Origin of the sequence: Synechococcus sp. HK01-R, assembly GCF_014217855.1 — a bacterium.
In the GTDB taxonomy this organism is placed as follows: Bacteria; Cyanobacteriota; Cyanobacteriia; order PCC-6307; family Cyanobiaceae; genus Synechococcus_C.
Genome location: NZ_CP059059.1, coordinates 1,458,688 through 1,476,927, shown reverse-complemented (window position 1 = coordinate 1,476,927; position 18,240 = coordinate 1,458,688). Strand labels below are relative to the sequence as shown.

Sequence of the window (18,240 nt, the reverse complement as noted above, 5' to 3'; positions counted from 1 at the left end):
CGTTGCACACAGGCATCGGAATTCAACCGAAGGTTGAACCGTTCCAGCCCCAGCAGCTGGCTTGCACATCGTCAAAGCCGATGTAGATGCGATTGGCGGGAATACCCGTGCGGCTCTGGATGAGCTCACAAAATGCGGCGGTCATCGCCGGCGGCCGCAGGGCACCGATCGACTTGACCTCCACATAGGCACAGGGGTCAGCGCTACCGGCGAAGGTCATGGGCACGCCGGTCTCCAGCAGGGTCATCACATAAGCCTCCGGCTTGCCGGTCTGCTCGGCCAATGCCGTCGACAGCTCCTGCAACAGCGCGGAGCCGTCTTTGACGGCAGGCAACGAGGTGCGCACGTTGATCAAAGGCATGACAGGGGAGACGCGATGGGGGAGATGCTGCCACGCTTCAGCCTGGAAGCTTCAGGCCTCTCGCCGGAAGATGCGCTCCAACTCAGCGCGGAACTCACGGCTGCTCATCGGCTCACCCGCACGGCGGCGACGGTTGCGCTGCAACAGGGAGGCGATCCACCACACCTGCAGGGCCGCGAAACAAGCACCAAACAACAGGAGACTGATGGTGGGCGTATCGAGAGCGGTGAGCATCGGTGCGTTGTCTCTAGGGTGCCGATCAGGCCTGAATCATCGTGATGACTGCTCCTGAGGTGCGTCAGCAGGACAAAGACGAATGGAGAGACTTCATCCTGCGCGAACTGGTGAGTTTTCTCTCAGCTCGTAAAGAGGAGATCTACAGCAATTACGCCCAGCGCAGCCAGGGGCAATTACCCCTGGAGACGATCGAAGCCGCCGGGCTGATGGATTTCGAACTGGCGGTCACCTTTCTGCAGGACAAACGCTCCGGCCTGGGCCGCGGTTTCCTTGGCATGAACCTGATCCCCTGAGTTCAGGCCGCTCCCAATCCGTCGGCGCCTAGTCAGCCAGCGCCAAAGAGTGCGCATGAATACTGATTGCCGCGGATCGCGCCGCGATCAACAGTGTTGATGAGCTTGATCGCAGCAAGGAGGTTGTCGATGACGCGCACCCAGCTGAAATCACCGGCTTCGATGCCGGCAGCAACTGGCAGCGAGGAATGCCGGCTTCGCAATGACCGTCAGTCGTACTTCCAGATGGTGCAGGCGTTGGTGGAAGCGCAGTTTGTGCTCGCGGATCAGGAGCTGGCCCACCGGCTCTGGCAGGAAGTCGCCGATCGCGACATGGACACCGGCCGGATCATCCATCTGATGTATGGCTGCTGGTTCCACGAAAACCTCGAAGAGATGCGAGAACTGGACGACGCTTATCTGAAACTGGAGCTGTGCTGAATCACCCAACCGATGGTCTTCCAACCCAGTGATCCCCGCTTCTGGAAGGCCATCGTTGGCGTGATCTCCCTGGTGGTGGGTTGCGGCCTGGCTTGGCTGGTGCTGCAGATGTGAAGGGCAATGCTTGGGAAGGAAGACTGTTCAGCAGCAGGAAGGCTGTTCAGCAGCAGGAAGGCTGTTCAGCAGCAGAAAGGCTGCGATCTCAAGCGGTTGTTGCAACAGACCGCTCATCGGTGCCAGAACGAAACAGCGTCTGAACGGTTCCATGACAATCACCGCCGCGCCAAGCACCAGGGCCCCGGAAGACACCCTGATCGATGCTCTGCGGGGGTGTCGGCACCAGGAGGCACTGCTGGACCTTCGCGATCACCTGCTGCAGAACCCCAGCAACCCTCCGTTATTTGATTGGATCTGCCAATTGCTGGTGGCACGCCGCATTTCAAGGGGTCTGGCCGCCCGCCTGCTCAGCCAGTTGCACTCGGCGGTGCTGGAACGCTGAAAAACGAGCCGCACTGTCGCCATCGCGACGACCGGACTGGTGCAGGGGACCAAGCATGGCTGGCAAATGCCTTATCCCCATGACCACCGAACAGGCGATCGAACTGATCGAAGGCGCTGTGGATTACAGCCGACAACGCAGCAGGGTGCTCACCAGCCGCGATCGACTGGCTGATGCTGAGGCGGTTCACCAGGAATTCGAGGAGTGGCTCCACCCCAAAGGCGAGACCCTGCCTCTGATGCCCTGCCCGTTACCGGAGGGCAAGTGAAGGCCTCCAGGAACGGTCGCGTCAGCTGACCTCCACCCCTTTGCCCCGATAAAACGCGAACCGCTCACGGATCGATTCGGCATCGGGCTTGGGGGTGTCGTAGGCCCAAACACCATTGGCGACCGATTGATCTCCGACCACCACATCCCAGTAGCGGGCGGTTCCTTTCCAGCCGCAGACCGTTGTGAGACTGGATTCCCGGAAGTACTCCTCACGCATGGAGGAGCGGGGGAAATAGGGGTTCCCATCGACCATGACGATGTCATCGCTCTCGGCGATCACGGTTCCGTTGAAGATCGCCTTCATCAAAAAGTCGCTCCATGGCAGCCGGTGCAGCGTAGGGCTGGAGCACGGGTGGCCGCCGCACGGGAGCCATCGCTAGACAAGGTCGAACAGACGTCAGACCCTTGGACTCCCGGTCATCGTCCGATCGAGCCTTGATCGAGGAAATACGCACTCTTCACCTTGAGGCGTTCTCCCGGGAACCGCTCTATGGCCCCGACGAAGCGCGCAGCATTGCCGACCTGGCGGAGACGTTGATCCAAGAAGGACGCCCCAGCTTCACACTGGAACGGGACGGGGCCGTGGTGGCCCATGCCTGCTACACCCCGCTCACACTGATTGCAGCGCCCCGGCTCAAGACGTTTGTGATGGCACCGCTGGCCGTGCTCCCCGCTTGGCAGCGCCAGGGGCTCGCGAGCGAATTGATGAACCGAGCGGAAGAGGCCCTGGAAGCCGATGCGCTGTTCGTGCTGGGCAATCCCCTGCACTACGCCCGGCGCTTTTCCACACCCCACCAGGTGAGCACCCCCCAACCCACGGAGCATGGTGACTGCTGGTTTGCCCGTGCGCTGACGCCTGGTGTGCTGAAGGGCGTGCGGAGCGGTTCACGCATCGAAGGCGCCCTGAACAATCCGGAGCTTTGGTGAGTGCTGGCGTGCAACCGAACAACCTGAGCGAACCCGGGCCGATTGGATCTGTGCGATGGTGGAGATGTGAAACGAGCCCCTAAAGACGCTCGGTCGCCAAGTGAGCCTGAATATTCATTCCATTCAGCGCGATCCAGATACCGCCTAACAGGTGAACCACGATGAAACAACACACCGCTCCCAGGCGCGGCCCTAAGCCGTTGCCTGCTCATGAATCCGCGAGCCGCCCATCAAGCGGTCCCCGTCAGAAACGACAGCAAACCCAACAGCGCATCAGCAACGGTCAACTGATCAGCTGGGATGAACTGTTGGGGCAGCGCTAAGGCGCTGCAAGATCCTGGCGATGGCTGGGCACTCCATGGGCACGCCGTTCTGACTCTCGGCGCTTCCGCCCCTGGAGGCAATGCGCCTTAACACCGATTGCCCTGGTCGCCGGGATCACCAACACTGTGTGCATCGAGATCGGAGGAGCCCATGACGGCCGACACTCCACCGGAGCAAAACTGAGAAGCAGCCTGACTTTCCGGCCCCTGCTCCAACAGTTTCCACCCATCCGTGAGGTTGGTCCTTCGGCAGGCAACGACTGTGCGCCACGTCGATCGACACTCCACTGCACCGCCCCAACCGTGTTCCACGGAGTAGGTGCCCCGGAGCTTCATCAACCCCACCTCTGGATCCCCTGGCCCCAGGCGCCAACAGCCAGTCGCTTCGCACAGAACGCGAACAAGGCCGTCCCTTCCCAACGGAGGGGGCGGCCTTTGCCCATCAAGGCAATGCAGGCATGCCACGCGACACCCCACCCCAGGACACAACACAGAAGTGGTTCCGGAGTCACCTACTCGATCGGGAGGTGGAACTTCAGGAGCTCTTCGAGCTCCCGCAGGGTGAGCTGGATCTGCTGATGGCGGAAACCGCTGAGATCCGCTCCGACCTGGAAAACCGGGCTCGCAACTATGGCCGCTGGTGCACAGCGGGCTACATGCTCGAGCTGGCGCGGATCATTGATGCCAGACGCATCAGTGGGTGATGGCAGCCCCAGTGCTGACTGAGGTGCTGGCTGTGGTGCTGGCCACCACTCCGATCGTGATCCAGAGGGCGCGTGTGCTGTCGATCGGCGATGGAGACACGCTGCGCGTGAGCGAAGCCGGCCGCACACTCACCCTTCGCCTGGCGTGCATCGATGCACCGGAACGGGCCCAGGCTCCCTACGGCGCGCGATCCAAAGCAGCACTGGTGCGACTCGTCCCCGTGGGCAGCGGGCTCAGCGTCCGGGTGCAAACGAAGGATCGCTATGGCCGCAGCGTGGCGGAACTGTTCAGCTCTGAAGGGCGCAACATCAATCTGGCGATGGTTCAACAGGGCCAGGCGTTTGTTTTCCACCGCTACCTGAAGCGTTGTGATCGCAAGGCCTATCTGGAGGCAGAGCGGCAGGCCCAACGCCAACGGCTGGGGATCTGGAGCCAGCAGGGCATCACCCGCCCCTGGATCTTCCGGGCTAGAGAGTGAGAGCTTTGGCGCTGGAGGGCAGCTGAAGCGTGCGCCAGCTGCCGGAATCGGTGCTCACCTCAACGCCGATGGATGACTGGATCGGATCAAAGGCGAGCAACAGGCTCCAGTGAATCGCTGCATCCAGGGCCTCCGGCAGCGAGGCATATTCATCATCGAAGTGGGGATGGGGCTGCAGGGCGGCATCAATCAGCCTGTAGCGGCGTGGAGCTGACATGCGCGGTGGCGCCAGGAGAGACGATCAGCTTTGGCCCGGCCGACGATCGGCGCTGTATCAGAGAGCACGCCCTGATGTGACGATTCCAGAAGCGTCAACCCTCCGCGGGGGACTCAGTTGTATTCGCCGGGAGTTTCCTGCTTGGAGACGGTGACCCGGCCCACCTTCTGGCCGGAGAAGCGCAGCAGTTCATCACCGGAGAACTCATAACCAAGCCCGGCAGCGATCTTGGCGACATCGTCAGCGGTGGAGGCGGCCAGCACGGTCTGCTTGATCTGCGCATCGTCTTGCATGCGCACAAGGAACGCCTTCAACTGATCGAGAGCCATTGCACAAAAGGCAGCGTCAGCTGCGGCTGCAGCTGATCATCATCACCCCAACGGATCAATCAGGCCGTAGAGGAGGGCCAGCACCGCCAGCTGGGTGCGATCGCTGGCGCCGAGCTTGTCGGAGGCGTTGCTCACATGGGTTTTCACCGTTTCCGGCGAGATGCCATACAGATCACCGATCTCTTTGTTGGAGAGCCCGCGGGCCACGGCAGCAGCCACCTGCAGCTCCCTGGCGCTGAGCTCCTCCACCAGCGGCGGCAGGCCTGGCCTGGGGCTGCACTGAGCCGCCAGGCTGCGGATCGCTTCGGGGTAATACACCTTGCCTTCGGCGACGGCGTTGAGGGCCTGGATGAAATCGCTCTCACCACTGCCCATGCTCGATCTGAACATCACCGCATCGGCGTGGGCCTCCATGGCCTCCTGCACCACCTCCCGGGTTTCACGCTCCAGGAAGATCAGCAAGCGCGTGGTGGGCAGCTCTGCCTTCACGCGGCGCAGCAAGCTGATGCCGTAGCCCGCTTCGAGACCATCGCAGGCGATCAGCAGATCGGGCTGGGTGCGCAGCACCAGCTGCAGACCCTCGTCTTCGGTGGTGGCGGCACCCACCAGGCCGGGGCGCACGGGCCCGGCCAGGGCAAAGGCCGACAGGGTGAGGCGATCGGCCATCACAGCCACCAAACGCTGATCGGCCAGCAGACGCTCGGCCGTCTCGAGGGCCCTCAGGATGGACGGGGATCCGAGGCGAAGTTCCATCCGGAGAACCAGCGTGCTCAGGCTGAGCCTGCCTGCTTCGTGAGATCTGGGCAACAGCATCACGACACAGGCCGAGACGCAAGCTCAACGACGGCTCAGCCAGCTCCACACAAACCACACGATCACAGCCAGAAGCACCCAGGGCAGCAGCCCCCGCAGCAGGGTGGCCGCGATGAGCAACACGAGCAGGCTCACGGCGGTGCGCTTCACCAGAGCCTTGCTCTGGTCGGTCATGTAGTGCCAGCGGGGAAGGAGCGCCATCGATCTGGAACCTCAGGGTTGCCACCAGGGCCATTGAAACCCGGCTTGCAAGCCGGAGACTGATTCAGTCGTCCATCGATGCGAACAGCACTTTGTGACTGGCCACCACCTCGGCATCACTGATCGCCGGAGTGATTTCCATCTCGACGCCAAACTGGGCTCGCCAAGGGGCGAGATGGCGGAAGAGCTCCTCCGTGCCACGGGCCTTCATCAAAGCCACCACCTGGCCCTGGCCAGGGAGGTGAGCCCGCTGAATCAGCTCAAAACCCTCGAAACAATCGTTGAGGCACCCTGCTTCGAAGTAGTTGATGAATTCCCTGTAAACATCGAGCTGGCTATCGATATCGGGGATCGTGCCGATCACGAAATAGAGCTGCATGGATCTACGGAAGGACCTGCCGCTGGAACCTAGGCGGCACCGCGAATCTCACACGTGTCTCAGAACACGACTTGCAGGTCTCAGCACGAGACGCGGATTTCACTTGCGGGTCACGCAGATGTAGATCGCGTGAATCACAGCCACAGGCCACATGATCGCCAGGAGAGGCAGCCCCAGCCCCCCGAAACTGAGCAACCAGAAGATCAGATTGAGCCAGAACGCACCGGTGACCCCCACCTGAGTGGCCACCGCCAGGGGCGGAAGAATGAAGGCAATGATGATGCGAACAATGTCGCCGACAGTCATGGGATTGCAGCAGGCAACCCCTTGATAGCCATCAACCGCGCCACTGTTCCGATCTGGCGCGCAGATTGCTGAAGCTGGGGGCGGCGCCGGCGTTGCCGCGGGTGATCGCGAGGATCAACCCGCCGATCAGAGCCAGGTTCATGACAAAGCCCTGATCGATGGGGAAGGTGTGAAAGATCAGCGTGGTAGGCACCAGGAACACCAGCAGCAAGGAGGCACCGAGCACGGTGGTTTCACCAAACACCAGCAGAATCGCCCCCACAATCAGCACAGCGATCGCGCACACCAGCAGGAAAGCAGCCAGGGGAGCAGGGATGCCCTTAGAGGCGATGAAGCCAGCGGTGCCGGCGAAATCGGTGAGCTTGCCGGGTAGAGCATTTACAAACACGGCGGCCATCAGCACACGGCCGAGGAAGTCGACAACCTTGGAAGCTTTCATGGCGCAGGCAGGCCGCTCAGGCGGGATCTGTATCGGATGAAACCTTAAAGGCCGAGGCGGCTTAACCCACCAGGGCCAGCCAGGCGCCAGCGGCAGCGGCAAGCAAGCCACAGATCAGTGCCTGCAGCACGGTGGCGGAGGGATCCGGCTTCTCCCAGCGATCGATCGTGCGGCAGGCGATCGCATAACACTCACCGTTGCGATCGAGCTTGGCGAGGTAGCGCTCAATGAAGCGCTCATCCAACTCCAGACGGTGGAGCTTGGCGCGGATCTGGTTGCGCTCGAACTGGGTCATGGGCGCTCTTCTAACCAACGGCCGCCAAGGGTCGTGGGGGCCATCCCCCGAATGGGGGATGCGAAAGCGAAACAGCAAGCCAACAGTGAGTGCGCTGGTTGAGGGAGGGCGACAGCAAGGCAGCCCAGCGACTTGCAGAAATCGCATCAGCTGGGCCACACCATGCCAAGGCGGAGGCTGCCAGCTAAAACGAAGTCAAGGGATGGTGTTTGATCCAGTGGCGCACAGCGTCTGCAGCAAGGAAGCCATCAATCGCATCAAAACGCTTCTCGATGCCCAGCTGGAACCGTGGCCCCACGCTTGTGCGCCCAGGCCATCACAAGCTCCATCAGACGGCTGCTTAAGTGAAGGCATGGATCCGCGATTCGGAAAAGACTGAGCCTTCAGGGAGGCATCCGTAGCCTTGAGGCCCTATCGGGCGCTACCTGCGCTACAAACTTGCCTTTGAACGGCTTGACGAGACTCTCGAGGAAGGCGGGCTATCTCATGCGCCGTGAAATCAGTACTGCACAATGAGGGATCGTCCATCCACACCAATTCTGTCTCCTTATCGACCGAACGCTGGCCATTACCTGTACGCGCAGAGCTGAGGCAGAAGCGAGCCAATGGGTGTGGTGATTCTGCAGTGGCGGGTCAGGTGAATGGCTGTGTCAGGGAGTTGAAGGATTGTCAGGAACAAGCAGGGGCAGGATCCTTGCTGTAACCATCGCCAGCACATCAGGCGAGGCACACTCAATCAGCTTCGCCTTCCTGGCACGCCAGTCAAGGCTCTTCAACTGATCAGCAAGAACGACACCAACCACACCACTGCCTTTAGGTAATGCCACTTCAAACGGATAACCCTTGACGCGTGACGTCACTGGACAAAACAAGGCCAAGCCAACCTTCGCGTTGTAGGCCCTTGGCGAGATCACCAAAGCAGGACGCCGTCCAGCCTGCTCACTACCTGTCTGCGGTGTGAACTCCAGCCAGACCAAGTCACCCCGATCAGGGACATACGCAGCAGTCACTAAAAGATCTCCGCACCGAAAGCTGATCCCGTATCGATAGCGGAATGGAGATTCTTCTCTGAGACCTCTGCCAAGAGATCATCGAGGCTGAGGCGAGCAGGGACAAACGGCTTCACGACAAGCTCGCCATCCTTGGTACTCAAGCTCACTTCAGTACCAGCGCCGAGGCCAACCTCCTCAGCAAGGCCACGAGGGATCCGCACCCCGAGGCTGTTTCCCCACTTCTGGACCCGCGTCTGCACAGCAACTCAGCGGCTATACAGGGAGTATACCCGTTATGGGCGGCAACCGCTCCGCCCCCATCTCTCTAACGCTCAAGATCAGCGGCGGCCAAAATCCAGTGCTAAACAGAGGACGCACTTGAATCCGTCCGCTGCAGTTGGTTGTTAGATTGCTTGTCTGAACTTTGCTTGATCTTATCCATGATCTCACTAAGGGCAGGGGCCCGTATCGCAGTCCATCCGGTTTTAACAAGCCATATAGCAGAAAGAATACCAGTGATTACAAATATCGCTTGCCATGTTGCCGCCGAAAAGTAAGCATCTTTGAATGTTGCCGTTGAAAATGCAGACGCAATCGCAATCAGTATGCCAAGTGGCGCTATCCACTCTTTTCGGCGTTCGAGATTGCTTAGATGCCTTTGAAGAACCAACTCAAGCTTGTCAGCTGTGATAACAATTAGCTCTTGGTCCGTATTGTTGTGGACTTTTGCAATTCGTGCATTTGCCTGGCTGTAGCGCACTCTGTTGGTCATTGTGATGCCTCCCAGAAGAATGCAAGCTCAATCCGCTTTAGGCTGCCAACAGAATCTCCAATAAATTGAAGATAGATGCCTCGTCCATCTTCTTCGCCAAAGTGAAATGGGTGTTCGATACACATTGGCAATGCATTATTCCAGTTCCTTATCGTCAGAATTGCGTGATCTCCAGCGCCCGTCAATGCATAGCCAGTCTCGGGATCTTCTTTGTCGTCTATAAAGGAGATTTTGATTTTGACTGGGGACGTGTCTGCAGTAAATTCAACCCAAGCGTCTTCGCCACTTGGTACCAAGAGAGTGGCGTAGTCAATCAACTCTCTCCCGCCAACTGTCACTTTCAATTGGGCCTCCTGCTTTGTTGTGGCAATCTAACGCTGGCCATCACCCGCCCGCAGAGAGCCGTCGGTTCGAGATTTTTTTCGGGTCAGGAATCTGTAGGAGGCGGGTCAGGTGCATGGCCGTGTTAGGAGGACTGTGGGCTTGCGATGCATTTACTGAATGCCTCAAGGACCATGAGTCGCCGTTGGCTATGCCATTTAATGCCTTCATCCCAGTTATCACGATTTTTCATATCAAGCGACTGCCATTCTGAGAGTGTGGACCAACTGTTACTTGGGCTGGAATTTATCTGTATGCCAAGGTTCTCCGCAAGACAGTCGCGACATGGCAGTAATCCCTCAGCGACATCAGAATCTGGGACCCCAGTACCTCCCCTTACGAACCAACCAACAGAAGATACGCTATAAGCAAGTGACAGGATGAAGTGTGTATTTGGAATTTCAATCCAGACATTTGAGCCCCCTGGACCAGCTCTACCCACTCCCTGCAGCTCTGGATAAGCAAGAAATGCCTTTTCCCAGTACTCTTTCGCGAGGCGCGAAGGCTTATCTTCTTGTATGCCAGGAGCAGCTTGATGGAGTTGCCTGTCCCAGTCATTAGGTTTCTCTACAACGCTGAACAGAGGGGCAACAGGAGAATCGCCAATGCGAACAGCACTGACTTCTACAGCAAAGAACGAAAAGTCATCCATGGTATTATTGTTCAACCATCTCACTGCAGAGAGGTGTTCGTCGCGAAATGCCTTTGCGATCCAGATGACCGATCGAGCATCAAGTCCAGCAAGATAGGTGAGTATTTGCCCGAGATGAGCGTGATCTGCTTGCTCAAGTTGGTTTTCGATCAGCACTCTTTCATTTGTGAGTGCATCCGTTGCCAGAATGTCAGCCGAAAAAGGGCCGACGGTAACCTCTGTGCCTTCTAGGACAAGATCTATTCCGACTGCTGCACGTAACCTGTCCAAATTGCTGGCAAGCCATGGCGTAAAATCGTTGGCTTCATGTGCCCATGCGAGCCTGAGATCTACAGGAATAAGACTGCATATCTCGATGCTCATCGCAGAGTGGCTAGAAAACGAGTCTTCCTTAGCTTACTTACGCCTTGCAAGAGTGCAAACACTCGGAGCGAGCCCTCCTAACGCTAATTAGAAAGTCTGCGTAGCAACCTAGATCGCGTATATCGGCCCAGATAGCAGCGGATAGGCCTTTCGTCTACTCAACCGGCGAGAGGCTTTTTGATGGCGTTCCGGGTGTTCTACGGACCCGCAGAACCTGTCTCAAAGCAAATCTGCCGGGCTCGTTACGCCTGCCGGGCCTCGATTAAGCACATGCGTGTAGATCATTGTTGTCTTCACATCACTGTGTCCCAGAAGTTCCTGAATGGTTCGAATGTCGGATCCACGTTCAAGTAAGTGGGTAGCAAAGCAATGACGAAAGGTATGGCAGCTGGCATGTTTACTGATCCCGGCAGCTTGGACTGCAGAGCGAACGGCTCGCTGGATGACAGAAGGATCAAGATGATGGCGACCCTGTTCACCAGACTCCCGATTCCGCCAGCGCGTTACTTGCGGGAACACCCATTGCCACATCCATTCACGCGAGGCTGACGAGTATTTTCGGGCCAGTGCATTCGGGAGTGGGACTTGCCCCCACCCAGCTGCGAGGTCTTGGCGATGGAGCCTCCTGGCCTCCTGCAGATGGATCTGCAGAGGCTCCATCAGGTTCTGAGGAAGCACCGTCACCCGATCCTTGTTGCCTTTGCCGCCATGAATCACCACCTGACAAGCCGCAAAATCAATGTCTTGAACACGGAGCCGTAGGGCTTCCATCAGCCGGAGCCCACTTCCATACAACAGTCCGCTCACCAAGGCAGGGGCTCCTTCTAATTGTTGAAGCACCGCGCGGACTTCTTCTACACTCAGAACCACTGGCAGACGCTTGGGCCGTCGCGCACGAACAACACCATCGAGGTCGCCAGGATCAACGTTGAGCACCCGCCTGTAAAGAAACAGCAACGCGGCCAGGGCCTGATTTTGAGTGGATGCGCTCACATGCTCTTGAACGGCAAGATGGGTCAGGAAAGCATTGATCTCAGGCCCACCCATCTCACGTGGATGGCGCCGCTGATGGAACCTCAAAAAGCGCCGGAGCCAGCGCTCATACGTTCCAATTGTTCGTCGGGCGTAGTGACGTGAAGACAACGCTTCCCGATACGTGGCAATCAAGCCAGGTCTGGCACTGGTCAAAGCCTTGAGGATCTCTGCACGAAGCATTCCCCCTCGTTATTCGCACGAAGGCATTGGTGTATACGGCTGTAAAGGCCTAATGTTTGGTCGTGGAGGTTGCTCCGTTCATCCCGCGCACCGGCGCCAATCCTCCGGGGGATTGCCGGTCACCAACCTGCCGTCCGTTCCTGTGACGTGACCCCCTTCATCGGTCCAGTGCTTATGAGAGTGGGTGGTCGTGATCATGCTGCAGCTCCTTGTTGAGCTGCCTCCAGGGGCGTACGCCCCTGGGGGGCCGAATGAGGCCTGAGTGTGTTGTACTCCCAGCGCCAGCGATTGGCCAAGCCCTGGGCTTCTGCCACCGTGGCAAACAGCTCGGTGTTGAGGAATTCATCCCTGAACCTGCTGTTGTAGACGAAGTCGAGCGGAGCTCATACGACTCGGCAAAGCCGTTCTGCCACGGTGCTCCTGGTTCGATGTAGGCGGTGCTGGTGCCGCTGCTCTGGCACCACTTCCTGAGGGCGTGAGCGTAGCCGCAAGGCTTCTGCGAAGCAGTTGAACTCAGGACCGTTGTCGCTGCGGATGTATGTCGGTGCGGGGTAGAGGCTGGTGAGCTCCTCCAGCACCGCCACCACGTCCTTGGCCTTGCAGCGCCGGCCGACACGGATCGCCAGGCATAGACGACTGTGCTCGTCGATCACGTTGAGAAATTTGAGCCGGCGGCCGCGATCTCCCGGAGTCGCCGCCGCAGCTTGGCCTCCTCAATGTCGACAACCTTGGTGGCATGTCGCTGAGTGCTGCGGTGTTGACCCACCACCCTGCAGGCGAACCGCTCCGATACCCGGAACATGGCGCGCAGGGCCTCAACAGCCCTGTCGCACCGCAAGGTGCGCTTGACAGCTCAACGTCGTTCCGGGCTCAGAAGTTTCCCTCGGCTAACTCCTACGGCTTCGCCGGGCCTGCGGCTAGAGCATTGCCTTCTCCAGCTCAGCCTCGGCCAGAAGCTTCTACTCCTTCGGAGAAGCCTTCGGCTAGAGGCGGGCGTTCTCCTTCTCCAGCTGAGTCAGCCGTTTGGCTTCCTCGGCCTGCATGCCGCCGTACTGCTGTTTCCAGCGGTGGTAGGTCGGCTGGGTGACCTCAATGGCGCGGCAGACGTCGGCGACGGTCTTGCCCTGGGCGATCAACTGCTCAGCGGTTTTGAGCTTGCGGATGATCTGCTCGGGTGTGTGGCGGATGCGTTTCATGGTGAAGTCCCCGGCCCAGTCTGGCCGGATGAGGACTCTCATTCACCCTGGACCAATTTCCAGGGGCCACGTCACCGGGCCTCGATTAAGCACATGCGTGTAGATCATTGTTGTCTTCACATCACTGTGTCCCAGAAGTTCCTGAATGGTTCGAATGTCGGATCCACGTTCAAGTAAGTGGGTAGCTGTTCTGTCTCAGCAGGTTGTTCAGTAGCCAATGAGGTGTGAGGTCGCTACCGGTTGAGGTGTCACCGCCCAACCGAAACCTCACGCCCCATGCATACACACGCCAATGCCCGCCTGACGCAGCGAGGCCGGCTGCGATTGGTTTCTCAACACCTGAACCACCACCGCTCCCTGGCTGAACTGGCTGCAGAAGCTGGTATCAGCCTCCGCTGTGCCTACAAGTGGCTGGCCCGTTACCGCTCAGGTGGGGCAGCCGCTCTGGTGGATCGACGCAGTGTTCGCCGCAGCCAGCGGCGGACGTTCGATCCGCAGCAACTGCAGCACGCCGTGGAGCTCCGTCATCAACGGCTGCACCTGCGCCACATCGCGAGGCTTCTAGCAGCACCTTTCTCCACCGTGGCCAGGGTGCTCAACCTCCTTGGTCTCGGGCGGTTGCGGAATCTCGAGCCCAAACCTCCAGTGCAGCGCTACGAGCGGGAGCATCCCGGAGACCTGATCCATATCGACGTCAAAAAGCTCGCCCGTTTTCGCAAGGTCGGCCACCGCATCACCGGCAACCGCCAGCAGTGCCGCTCTACTGGCGTCGGCTACGACCGTGTCCACGTCGCCATTGATGACGCCACACGGCTTGCTTACGTCGAGGTGCTCGCAGACGAGCAGCAGGCAACGGCCATTGGCTTTATGAGCCGAGTTTTGGCTTGGTTCAACAGTCAGGGTGTCGAGTGCAGGCAGGTCATGTCTGACAACGGCCCCGCCTATGTCTCACGCAGCTTTGCCAAGGCGTGCAAGGTCCTGGGCCTCAGGCACATCCGCACCAGGCCTTACACGCCCCGCACCAACGGCAAAGCCGAACGGTATGGCCTCCGGCCGACTGCGTCTTCATCCAGACCTTGTGCCGGGAATGGGCCTACGGGATGCCGTTCCAGAACTCAGAGGAACGCAATCAGTGGTTGCCTCGCTACCTGTCGATCTATAACCGGCTCAGGAAGCACTCAGCCCTCGGCGACCGATCTCCTCAGCAGCGGCTCAACGAGCTGCTCCGCTGATCAACGTGGTGAGACACAACACTTAGCGATCCAGCGGCACCAGCACCCGAGAACGTGCGTCAGTTCCGCTTCAATCCCGAGCAGCTGCGGGATGTCACCCCCCGCCAGCGTTCCCTCTACCGGGCCACGATCTGCCTGATCCTTGCCAGCGGGATCGCCCGCTCGACTTCCACAGCCGCGCCGTGCTCAACGATCAGCTGCTCTCCACCAGCGGCATCGATGACCACCACATCTTCCCCGCCAAGTTCCTGGAAGACCGCGGCTTCGACACCCGCCAGCGCGACTGCGTGCTCAACCGCTGCCTGATCGACAGCGCCACCAACCAACGCATCAGCTGCAGCGCCCCCTCCGTCTACATGGCCGAACTGCGCGATGAAACCGGCTTCCCCATGCAGGCCGTGCTCAGCAGTCACCTGATCCCCTATGGCCCTGAGTCGGGGCTATGGAGCGATGACTACGAGCCATTCCTGCAGCAGAGGCTGGAGTTGGTGGCAGCGGCGATTGAGCAGGTGAGCGGCTCAACGCATGAAAAACCTGCTCTTTTTCACTGATAGAGCGACTTGCAGCCCAAATATCATGCAAAGCATTCCGGCGAGCTCCGAGGCCTGCATGGAAAAACAGCTACAGTTCCTCTATGGCACGAGCTGTGGCCCGTTTTTCATTCAAGGAGGCTCTGGCGCAGCTTCCTCGCGGCGGCCCCCTGGGGGTGGAGACCCTTGATGCCCATGGCATCGCGGCCAAGCGGGCCTCTGCTCTGGTGCGCTCGGGCTGGCTGTTGCGCCTCGGCCGCGGTGCCTACGCCCTTCCCGGCGACACCCTCCAGCGGGACGACTGCCTGGCCTTCCTGGCGAAGCAGGTGCCTGGCCTGCACGTCGCCGGCAAAACGGCTTTGGCTTGGCGTGGTGTCCGTCACAACCTGGCCTACAGGGAAACCGTGGTGCTCTGGGGTGATCAGCCGGCCCGCCTTCCCGGTTGGCTGAATGGCGTCGTGCGCGTGCGCTACCGCGTGGCCCACATCTTTGCCCCGGATCTACCGGCTGGTCTGGGCCTGGCACCCCTGGCTGGCGGCCATCCAGAGCTGCCTGTATCCGCCCCGGAACGGGCCCTGCTGGAGTTACTCAGCGAAACCGGCAGCTTTGAAGGCCTGGAGGAGGTTCGCCAGCTGGTGGAGAGTACGCGCAACCTGAGGCTCCCGCTGATGGATGAGCTTCTCGGCCACCTATCTCGCATCAAAGTTGTGCGCCTCGCAGCTCGTCTTGCAACCGAGCTGGAGTTGCCCTGGGCATCATTGGCCCAGCAGCACAGCCGCCGCCTCGGTGGCGGCCGCCGCTGGGTGGCCGTGGGCCGTACGGGTGAACGGCTGAATCTGGCCGCAACCCCATGAACGGCGTCTACACCGCCACGGTTCGCCAGTTGCTGGACATCGCACCCGTGGTGTTCGAGTCACCCAACTTCGCCATCAAAGGCGGCACCGCCCTCAATCTGTTCCTACACGACCTGCCCCGCTTGTCGGTCGATATCGATGTGGTGTTCACCGACCACACCCTTGATCGAGCAACCGCGTTGCAAGCCATCTCCACTGAATTGCGAGTGATCAGCGAGAAGCTTGAGGCCATGGGCTACGAGGTGCTGCTGCATAGAAACAGCAGCAACAACGAAAGCAAGCTGAAGGTTCTGGGCCCACTGGCCGAAGTGAAGGTGGAGGTGAATGAGGTGTTTCGCGGCACACTGCTCCCGTTGCAGCAACGACCCCTTTCACCAACCACCGAGGAGGAATTTGCCCAGGCGGTCACCCTGCCCTTGCTCGCCACCGCTGAGCTCTATGGCAGCAAGCTTGTGGCCGCCATGGACCGCCAGCATCCCCGCGATCTCTTTGATGTTCATATTCTCTACAACGACACGGGCCTGACCCCGGAGATCGTGGATTGCTTCGTGGTCTATCTGGCCAGCCATAACAGGCCGGTGCATGAGGTGCTGAAGCCCCGTCTGCATCCGTTGGAAGCCCCGTTCGCCAATCAGTTCGATGGCATGACCCGCGCCGAGATCAGCCTGGACACACTGGAGCAGACCCGAGAACGTCTGGTGCAGGGCCTGCCCCGCGCCCTCACCGATCAGCACCGTAATTTCCTGCTTTCGCTGGTGCAGAACCAACCCCGCTGGGAGTGCATGCCGTTTGCCCATCTGCAGGAGCTTCCGGCCATCCGCTGGAAGCTTCAGAACCTGGCCAAACTGAAGGGTGCCAAGCGCGCAGAACAGCTGCAGGGGCTTGAGGCCTGCTTTCAGCAGGAAGGAGGACTGCGCTGATGCCTCCGCGCCGCGTTCCACCCCACCACGCCAGTCATCAGGGCACCGGGCGGGATTGGTTCCCGTACGACGCCTACAGCGCCACGCGGGACGTGAAGCTCTGAGCCGCTGTGCTTCCTGTGCGACGAATCAACACATCAGCGGGAAGATCAAACGTCTCCACCAACTTTCGGATCATGGCCAACGAAAGCGAGCGTTGCTTGTTCATCACCTCTGAAATACGGCCGCTGCTCCCAATGACTCCTTCTAAATCTTTTCGCGACAGCCCTCGTTGCTCCAGTACAAATTCAATCGCGGCGATGGGCTCAGGTGGGCTGCATGGTCTTGGCAAGCGTGAGCAGGCCGAATGCCAGGCCATGCTCACCCTCCTGCAGCAAATACTTTCTCAAGGTGATCACCTCGCCATAGTCAGGTGAGGCAATGCCGTTGATGAGTCCGCGTGCAGTGCCACGCGCCACTAACAATTGAAGGGTCAAGCTCATATCCACAAGGTGGCAACCAGGAGCGCCAACAGTGCTGCGACGCACTACTTCACTACGGATTTAAAAAAGCTCAAGTGCCTGCTGAACAATCAGTCAACCACTGGGAGATTTCAGCATGCGCGACATCGTGGCAAGAGCTGGATACCGTGCCGTGGCGTTGGCGCCATGCCCTGAGCGATGAACTTCACCCTTGCACTGGCTATAGAAGGGTGAATTGCGAGCATTCCATGGAGCCCAAGTTGTTGGTGATGGTGGTGGTCTCTCATCTGGCCAGCGCCTTTTGGTCCAAAACCCTGGCGGCCCAGAAGGCGCGCAACAGCAACCGCTGGTTGCTGGCCGGCCTGCTGTTTGGCCCCCTTGGCTTGATTGCTGCGGCAGGTCTTCCCGATCGCCATTCGATCGTTTACCTCCGCTACCTGGCAGAACACAACGGCTACCAACCCCGGCATGCCTGTGGGGGCACCAAGGATTGAGCTGATGGCTAAGAAAGACCAGCCCCAGGTTGAGCAACACCCTCAGAAGCAAGGCGAGGGTTGGCTGATGAGCCAGGAGCAGCAGCTGATCTGCTGTTTTCGCAATGCGTTGCCGTCAGCCCATGCCAAGTGGATTGAGGTGGAAACGCGCCCGCTTCATGGCGGCGGGCAGCCCGTCGTGCGTCGGATGCTGCGCCATAACGCCATCGAAGCCTGGGAGCGCATGCTCAAGGCCAGATGGGTGCGGTGCCAGCCGCACTGGTGATCAGATCTCAAGCAGCAACTGCAGCCGCTGCCACCGCTCAGTACGAACCTCAGGGTCGCCAATCATTTGGATGGCACCAGTTGCAGGCCACCAGTTCAACTTGAGGTTGCTGATGCCGTCATCAAAAAAAGCAGATTCGAAATCGTGGCGATGCTCCCAATGGCAGGGCACACCAAGCTTTTCCACAGCAGCTTGAAGTTCGAGGAAGGTCCCATGAAATTCCATTGGAGCTTTCCGAACGCAACTCTCGATCAACACCTAGCAACGTCATCGAGGCCTGAAAACCTTGGTAGCTGAGGGTGATCTGGCCTGGACGCAGCTGCGATCAGGACCACAGCAAGCATTGAGGCCAGTGAATCAAGCGAGCGACCGCCATTTCAATCTGCACAGCGCCAGCAGCTTCGCCTTCCGAAACCTGCCC

33 protein-coding genes and 3 pseudogenes are annotated in these 18,240 nt (G+C 59.6%); 14 read left to right on the top strand and 22 right to left on the bottom strand.

All coding sequences use genetic code 11. From position 1 onward, the window contains the following. Positions 1–22: 22 nt before the first annotated feature. Positions 23–361, bottom strand: a complete 339-nt coding sequence (locus H0O21_RS07875) for a phenylpyruvate tautomerase MIF-related protein (protein ID WP_131454506.1) — start codon at positions 359–361, stop codon at positions 23–25. A 51-nt stretch (positions 362–412) separates the two neighbouring features. Continuing rightward, the gene (locus H0O21_RS07870) at positions 413–595 is read right to left on the bottom strand and encodes a hypothetical protein (protein ID WP_131454507.1); all 183 of its coding nucleotides are present in this window, start codon (positions 593–595) and stop codon (positions 413–415) included. Between the two features lie 44 nt (positions 596–639). On the opposite strand from H0O21_RS07870, the gene H0O21_RS07865 reads away from it, so the two are divergent. The 4 genes from H0O21_RS07865 (at position 640) to H0O21_RS07850 (ending at position 2,078) form a co-directional block, all read left to right on the top strand. Then, entirely contained in the window at positions 640–891 is a 252-nt protein-coding gene (locus tag H0O21_RS07865; RefSeq protein WP_131454508.1) for a hypothetical protein, read from the top strand. A gap of 129 nt (positions 892–1,020) precedes the next feature. Beyond that, positions 1,021–1,311, top strand: a complete 291-nt coding sequence (locus tag H0O21_RS07860; protein ID WP_185189291.1) for a hypothetical protein — start codon at positions 1,021–1,023, stop codon at positions 1,309–1,311. Between the two features lie 265 nt (positions 1,312–1,576). Then, the gene (locus tag H0O21_RS07855; protein ID WP_131454510.1) at positions 1,577–1,810 is read left to right on the top strand and encodes a hypothetical protein; all 234 of its coding nucleotides are present in this window, start codon (positions 1,577–1,579) and stop codon (positions 1,808–1,810) included. A 79-nt stretch (positions 1,811–1,889) separates the two neighbouring features. Then, positions 1,890–2,078, top strand: coding sequence for a hypothetical protein (locus H0O21_RS07850; RefSeq protein WP_131454511.1), 189 nt, complete (start codon positions 1,890–1,892; stop codon positions 2,076–2,078). Between the two features lie 21 nt (positions 2,079–2,099). On the opposite strand, the gene H0O21_RS07845 is transcribed toward H0O21_RS07850, so the two are convergent. Next, the gene (locus H0O21_RS07845; RefSeq protein WP_185189290.1) at positions 2,100–2,384 is read right to left on the bottom strand and encodes a DUF427 domain-containing protein; all 285 of its coding nucleotides are present in this window, start codon (positions 2,382–2,384) and stop codon (positions 2,100–2,102) included. A gap of 131 nt (positions 2,385–2,515) precedes the next feature. Between H0O21_RS07845 and H0O21_RS07840 the strand changes: the two genes are divergently transcribed. From H0O21_RS07840 to H0O21_RS07830, 3 genes are all read left to right on the top strand, one after another. Continuing rightward, positions 2,516–3,007: a GNAT family N-acetyltransferase gene (locus tag H0O21_RS07840; protein ID WP_221625460.1), complete on the top strand. Its 492-nt coding sequence runs from the start codon at positions 2,516–2,518 to the stop codon at positions 3,005–3,007. 781 nt (positions 3,008–3,788) lie between these two features. After that, positions 3,789–4,034, top strand: coding sequence for a hypothetical protein (locus tag H0O21_RS07835; protein WP_185189289.1), 246 nt, complete (start codon positions 3,789–3,791; stop codon positions 4,032–4,034). Then, positions 4,034–4,513, top strand: a complete 480-nt coding sequence (locus H0O21_RS07830; RefSeq protein WP_185189288.1) for a thermonuclease family protein — start codon at positions 4,034–4,036, stop codon at positions 4,511–4,513. Before H0O21_RS07835 ends, H0O21_RS07830 begins: the two co-directional genes overlap by 1 nt. Here H0O21_RS07830 and H0O21_RS07825 read toward each other — a convergent pair. The 16 genes and pseudogenes from H0O21_RS07825 to H0O21_RS07750 all read right to left on the bottom strand — a co-directional run. Continuing rightward, the gene (locus H0O21_RS07825; RefSeq protein ID WP_185189287.1) at positions 4,503–4,730 is read right to left on the bottom strand and encodes a hypothetical protein; all 228 of its coding nucleotides are present in this window, start codon (positions 4,728–4,730) and stop codon (positions 4,503–4,505) included. The two genes, H0O21_RS07830 and H0O21_RS07825, sit on opposite strands and share 11 nt — an antisense overlap. 113 nt (positions 4,731–4,843) lie before the next feature. Beyond that, on the bottom strand, positions 4,844–5,059 hold the full coding sequence (locus H0O21_RS07820; protein ID WP_131454516.1) for a Nif11-like leader peptide family natural product precursor: 216 nt from the start codon (positions 5,057–5,059) through the stop codon (positions 4,844–4,846). Positions 5,060–5,101: 42 nt separating this feature from the next. Further along, positions 5,102–5,812 (bottom strand): response regulator transcription factor, encoded by a 711-nt coding sequence (locus H0O21_RS07815; RefSeq protein WP_185189286.1) that lies wholly within the window; start codon positions 5,810–5,812, stop codon positions 5,102–5,104. Positions 5,813–5,896: 84 nt separating this feature from the next. Beyond that, a complete protein-coding gene (locus H0O21_RS07810) occupies positions 5,897–6,073 on the bottom strand; it encodes a hypothetical protein (RefSeq protein ID WP_164498726.1) in 177 nt (58 codons plus the stop codon). Between the two features lie 64 nt (positions 6,074–6,137). Continuing rightward, a complete protein-coding gene (locus H0O21_RS07805) occupies positions 6,138–6,452 on the bottom strand; it encodes a DUF3303 domain-containing protein (protein ID WP_131454518.1) in 315 nt (104 codons plus the stop codon). 99 nt (positions 6,453–6,551) lie between these two features. Then, the gene (locus H0O21_RS07800; RefSeq protein WP_185189285.1) at positions 6,552–6,758 is read right to left on the bottom strand and encodes a YqaE/Pmp3 family membrane protein; all 207 of its coding nucleotides are present in this window, start codon (positions 6,756–6,758) and stop codon (positions 6,552–6,554) included. 31 nt (positions 6,759–6,789) lie between these two features. Then, complete coding sequence (locus H0O21_RS07795) at positions 6,790–7,197, bottom strand: DoxX family protein (protein ID WP_185189284.1); 408 nt, start codon at positions 7,195–7,197, stop codon at positions 6,790–6,792. 61 nt (positions 7,198–7,258) lie between these two features. Beyond that, positions 7,259–7,492, bottom strand: a complete 234-nt coding sequence (locus H0O21_RS07790) for a hypothetical protein (protein WP_130129659.1) — start codon at positions 7,490–7,492, stop codon at positions 7,259–7,261. A 650-nt stretch (positions 7,493–8,142) separates the two neighbouring features. Next, a complete protein-coding gene (mazF, locus tag H0O21_RS07785; RefSeq protein ID WP_185189283.1) occupies positions 8,143–8,502 on the bottom strand; it encodes an endoribonuclease MazF in 360 nt (119 codons plus the stop codon). Next, complete coding sequence (locus H0O21_RS13650; protein WP_185189282.1) at positions 8,502–8,744, bottom strand: AbrB/MazE/SpoVT family DNA-binding domain-containing protein; 243 nt, start codon at positions 8,742–8,744, stop codon at positions 8,502–8,504. The genes mazF and H0O21_RS13650 overlap by 1 nt, the downstream gene beginning before the upstream one ends. A 101-nt stretch (positions 8,745–8,845) precedes the next feature. After that, positions 8,846–9,256 carry a hypothetical protein gene (locus H0O21_RS07775; RefSeq protein ID WP_185189281.1) on the bottom strand — a complete coding sequence of 137 codons (411 nt, stop codon included), beginning with the start codon at positions 9,254–9,256 and terminating at the stop codon, positions 8,846–8,848. Next, positions 9,253–9,594 (bottom strand): DUF6864 domain-containing function, encoded by a 342-nt coding sequence (locus H0O21_RS07770; RefSeq protein ID WP_370523107.1) that lies wholly within the window; start codon positions 9,592–9,594, stop codon positions 9,253–9,255. Before H0O21_RS07770 ends, H0O21_RS07775 begins: the two co-directional genes overlap by 4 nt. A gap of 128 nt (positions 9,595–9,722) precedes the next feature. Then, positions 9,723–10,652, bottom strand: coding sequence for a hypothetical protein (locus H0O21_RS07765; RefSeq protein WP_185189279.1), 930 nt, complete (start codon positions 10,650–10,652; stop codon positions 9,723–9,725). A gap of 219 nt (positions 10,653–10,871) precedes the next feature. Continuing rightward, complete coding sequence (locus H0O21_RS07760) at positions 10,872–11,867, bottom strand: integron integrase (RefSeq protein WP_185189278.1); 996 nt, start codon at positions 11,865–11,867, stop codon at positions 10,872–10,874. A 194-nt stretch (positions 11,868–12,061) separates the two neighbouring features. After that, positions 12,062–13,063 (bottom strand): annotated as a pseudogene (locus H0O21_RS07755) (integrase core domain-containing protein). 42 nt (positions 13,064–13,105) lie between these two features. Continuing rightward, positions 13,106–13,249, bottom strand: a pseudogene (locus H0O21_RS07750) (tyrosine-type recombinase/integrase); the annotation flags it as partial. A gap of 90 nt (positions 13,250–13,339) precedes the next feature. Here H0O21_RS07750 and H0O21_RS07745 point away from each other — a divergent pair. The 5 genes and pseudogenes from H0O21_RS07745 to H0O21_RS07730 all read left to right on the top strand — a co-directional run. Further along, positions 13,340–14,020 (top strand): annotated as a pseudogene (locus H0O21_RS07745) (leucine zipper domain-containing protein); the annotation flags it as partial. A gap of 143 nt (positions 14,021–14,163) precedes the next feature. Continuing rightward, the gene (locus tag H0O21_RS13420; protein ID WP_255441194.1) at positions 14,164–14,295 is read left to right on the top strand and encodes a hypothetical protein; all 132 of its coding nucleotides are present in this window, start codon (positions 14,164–14,166) and stop codon (positions 14,293–14,295) included. 182 nt (positions 14,296–14,477) lie between these two features. Beyond that, positions 14,478–14,846, top strand: coding sequence for a hypothetical protein (locus tag H0O21_RS07740; RefSeq protein WP_185189277.1), 369 nt, complete (start codon positions 14,478–14,480; stop codon positions 14,844–14,846). Positions 14,847–14,929: 83 nt separating this feature from the next. Next, positions 14,930–15,679 (top strand): type IV toxin-antitoxin system AbiEi family antitoxin domain-containing protein, encoded by a 750-nt coding sequence (locus tag H0O21_RS07735; RefSeq protein ID WP_185189276.1) that lies wholly within the window; start codon positions 14,930–14,932, stop codon positions 15,677–15,679. Continuing rightward, positions 15,676–16,599, top strand: coding sequence for a nucleotidyl transferase AbiEii/AbiGii toxin family protein (locus tag H0O21_RS07730; protein ID WP_185189275.1), 924 nt, complete (start codon positions 15,676–15,678; stop codon positions 16,597–16,599). Before H0O21_RS07735 ends, H0O21_RS07730 begins: the two co-directional genes overlap by 4 nt. A gap of 73 nt (positions 16,600–16,672) precedes the next feature. Here H0O21_RS07730 and H0O21_RS13645 read toward each other — a convergent pair whose 3' ends face one another. Both H0O21_RS13645 and H0O21_RS07720 read right to left on the bottom strand, forming a co-directional pair. Beyond that, positions 16,673–16,957 (bottom strand): type II toxin-antitoxin system HigA family antitoxin, encoded by a 285-nt coding sequence (locus tag H0O21_RS13645; protein WP_185189274.1) that lies wholly within the window; start codon positions 16,955–16,957, stop codon positions 16,673–16,675. Further along, complete coding sequence (locus H0O21_RS07720) at positions 16,905–17,081, bottom strand: hypothetical protein (RefSeq protein WP_185189273.1); 177 nt, start codon at positions 17,079–17,081, stop codon at positions 16,905–16,907. The genes H0O21_RS13645 and H0O21_RS07720 overlap by 53 nt, the downstream gene beginning before the upstream one ends. Positions 17,082–17,308: 227 nt before the next feature. On the opposite strand from H0O21_RS07720, the gene H0O21_RS07715 reads away from it, so the two are divergent. Further along, entirely contained in the window at positions 17,309–17,554 is a 246-nt protein-coding gene (locus tag H0O21_RS07715; protein ID WP_185189272.1) for a hypothetical protein, read from the top strand. Between the two features lie 4 nt (positions 17,555–17,558). Next, the gene (locus H0O21_RS07710) at positions 17,559–17,819 is read left to right on the top strand and encodes a DUF1651 domain-containing protein (protein WP_185189271.1); all 261 of its coding nucleotides are present in this window, start codon (positions 17,559–17,561) and stop codon (positions 17,817–17,819) included. Here H0O21_RS07710 and H0O21_RS07705 read toward each other — a convergent pair whose 3' ends face one another. Beyond that, positions 17,820–18,044, bottom strand: coding sequence for a hypothetical protein (locus H0O21_RS07705; protein WP_185189270.1), 225 nt, complete (start codon positions 18,042–18,044; stop codon positions 17,820–17,822). Positions 18,045–18,240: the final 196 nt, after the last annotated feature.

Excerpts from the sequence above, each read along its gene's own strand:
- H0O21_RS07875 (WP_131454506.1), bottom strand. The coding sequence starts at position 361 with ATGCCTTTGATCAACGTGCGCACCTCGTTGCCTGCCGTCAAAGACGGC.
- H0O21_RS07870 (WP_131454507.1), bottom strand. The coding sequence starts at position 595 with ATGCTCACCGCTCTCGATACGCCCACCATCAGTCTCCTGTTGTTTGGT.
- H0O21_RS07865 (WP_131454508.1), top strand. The coding sequence starts at position 640 with ATGACTGCTCCTGAGGTGCGTCAGCAGGACAAAGACGAATGGAGAGAC.
- H0O21_RS07860 (WP_185189291.1), top strand. The coding sequence starts at position 1,021 with ATGACGCGCACCCAGCTGAAATCACCGGCTTCGATGCCGGCAGCAACT.
- H0O21_RS07855 (WP_131454510.1), top strand. The coding sequence starts at position 1,577 with ATGACAATCACCGCCGCGCCAAGCACCAGGGCCCCGGAAGACACCCTG.
- H0O21_RS07850 (WP_131454511.1), top strand. The coding sequence starts at position 1,890 with ATGACCACCGAACAGGCGATCGAACTGATCGAAGGCGCTGTGGATTAC.
- H0O21_RS07845 (WP_185189290.1), bottom strand. The coding sequence starts at position 2,384 with ATGAAGGCGATCTTCAACGGAACCGTGATCGCCGAGAGCGATGACATC.
- H0O21_RS07835 (WP_185189289.1), top strand. The coding sequence starts at position 3,789 with ATGCCACGCGACACCCCACCCCAGGACACAACACAGAAGTGGTTCCGG.
- H0O21_RS07830 (WP_185189288.1), top strand. The coding sequence starts at position 4,034 with ATGGCAGCCCCAGTGCTGACTGAGGTGCTGGCTGTGGTGCTGGCCACC.
- H0O21_RS07825 (WP_185189287.1), bottom strand. The coding sequence starts at position 4,730 with ATGTCAGCTCCACGCCGCTACAGGCTGATTGATGCCGCCCTGCAGCCC.
- H0O21_RS07820 (WP_131454516.1), bottom strand. The coding sequence starts at position 5,059 with ATGGCTCTCGATCAGTTGAAGGCGTTCCTTGTGCGCATGCAAGACGAT.
- H0O21_RS07815 (WP_185189286.1), bottom strand. The coding sequence starts at position 5,812 with ATGGAACTTCGCCTCGGATCCCCGTCCATCCTGAGGGCCCTCGAGACG.
- H0O21_RS07810 (WP_164498726.1), bottom strand. The coding sequence starts at position 6,073 with ATGGCGCTCCTTCCCCGCTGGCACTACATGACCGACCAGAGCAAGGCT.
- H0O21_RS07805 (WP_131454518.1), bottom strand. The coding sequence starts at position 6,452 with ATGCAGCTCTATTTCGTGATCGGCACGATCCCCGATATCGATAGCCAG.
- H0O21_RS07800 (WP_185189285.1), bottom strand. The coding sequence starts at position 6,758 with ATGACTGTCGGCGACATTGTTCGCATCATCATTGCCTTCATTCTTCCG.
- H0O21_RS07795 (WP_185189284.1), bottom strand. The coding sequence starts at position 7,197 with ATGAAAGCTTCCAAGGTTGTCGACTTCCTCGGCCGTGTGCTGATGGCC.
- H0O21_RS07790 (WP_130129659.1), bottom strand. The coding sequence starts at position 7,492 with ATGACCCAGTTCGAGCGCAACCAGATCCGCGCCAAGCTCCACCGTCTG.
- H0O21_RS07775 (WP_185189281.1), bottom strand. The coding sequence starts at position 9,256 with ATGACCAACAGAGTGCGCTACAGCCAGGCAAATGCACGAATTGCAAAA.
- H0O21_RS07765 (WP_185189279.1), bottom strand. The coding sequence starts at position 10,652 with ATGAGCATCGAGATATGCAGTCTTATTCCTGTAGATCTCAGGCTCGCA.
- H0O21_RS07760 (WP_185189278.1), bottom strand. The coding sequence starts at position 11,867 with ATGCTTCGTGCAGAGATCCTCAAGGCTTTGACCAGTGCCAGACCTGGC.
- H0O21_RS13420 (WP_255441194.1), top strand. The coding sequence starts at position 14,164 with ATGCCGTTCCAGAACTCAGAGGAACGCAATCAGTGGTTGCCTCGCTAC.
- H0O21_RS07735 (WP_185189276.1), top strand. The coding sequence starts at position 14,930 with ATGGCACGAGCTGTGGCCCGTTTTTCATTCAAGGAGGCTCTGGCGCAG.
- H0O21_RS07730 (WP_185189275.1), top strand. The coding sequence starts at position 15,676 with ATGAACGGCGTCTACACCGCCACGGTTCGCCAGTTGCTGGACATCGCA.
- H0O21_RS13645 (WP_185189274.1), bottom strand. The coding sequence starts at position 16,957 with ATGGCCTGGCATTCGGCCTGCTCACGCTTGCCAAGACCATGCAGCCCA.
- H0O21_RS07720 (WP_185189273.1), bottom strand. The coding sequence starts at position 17,081 with ATGAGCTTGACCCTTCAATTGTTAGTGGCGCGTGGCACTGCACGCGGA.
- H0O21_RS07715 (WP_185189272.1), top strand. The coding sequence starts at position 17,309 with ATGGAGCCCAAGTTGTTGGTGATGGTGGTGGTCTCTCATCTGGCCAGC.
- H0O21_RS07710 (WP_185189271.1), top strand. The coding sequence starts at position 17,559 with ATGGCTAAGAAAGACCAGCCCCAGGTTGAGCAACACCCTCAGAAGCAA.
- H0O21_RS07705 (WP_185189270.1), bottom strand. The coding sequence starts at position 18,044 with ATGGAATTTCATGGGACCTTCCTCGAACTTCAAGCTGCTGTGGAAAAG.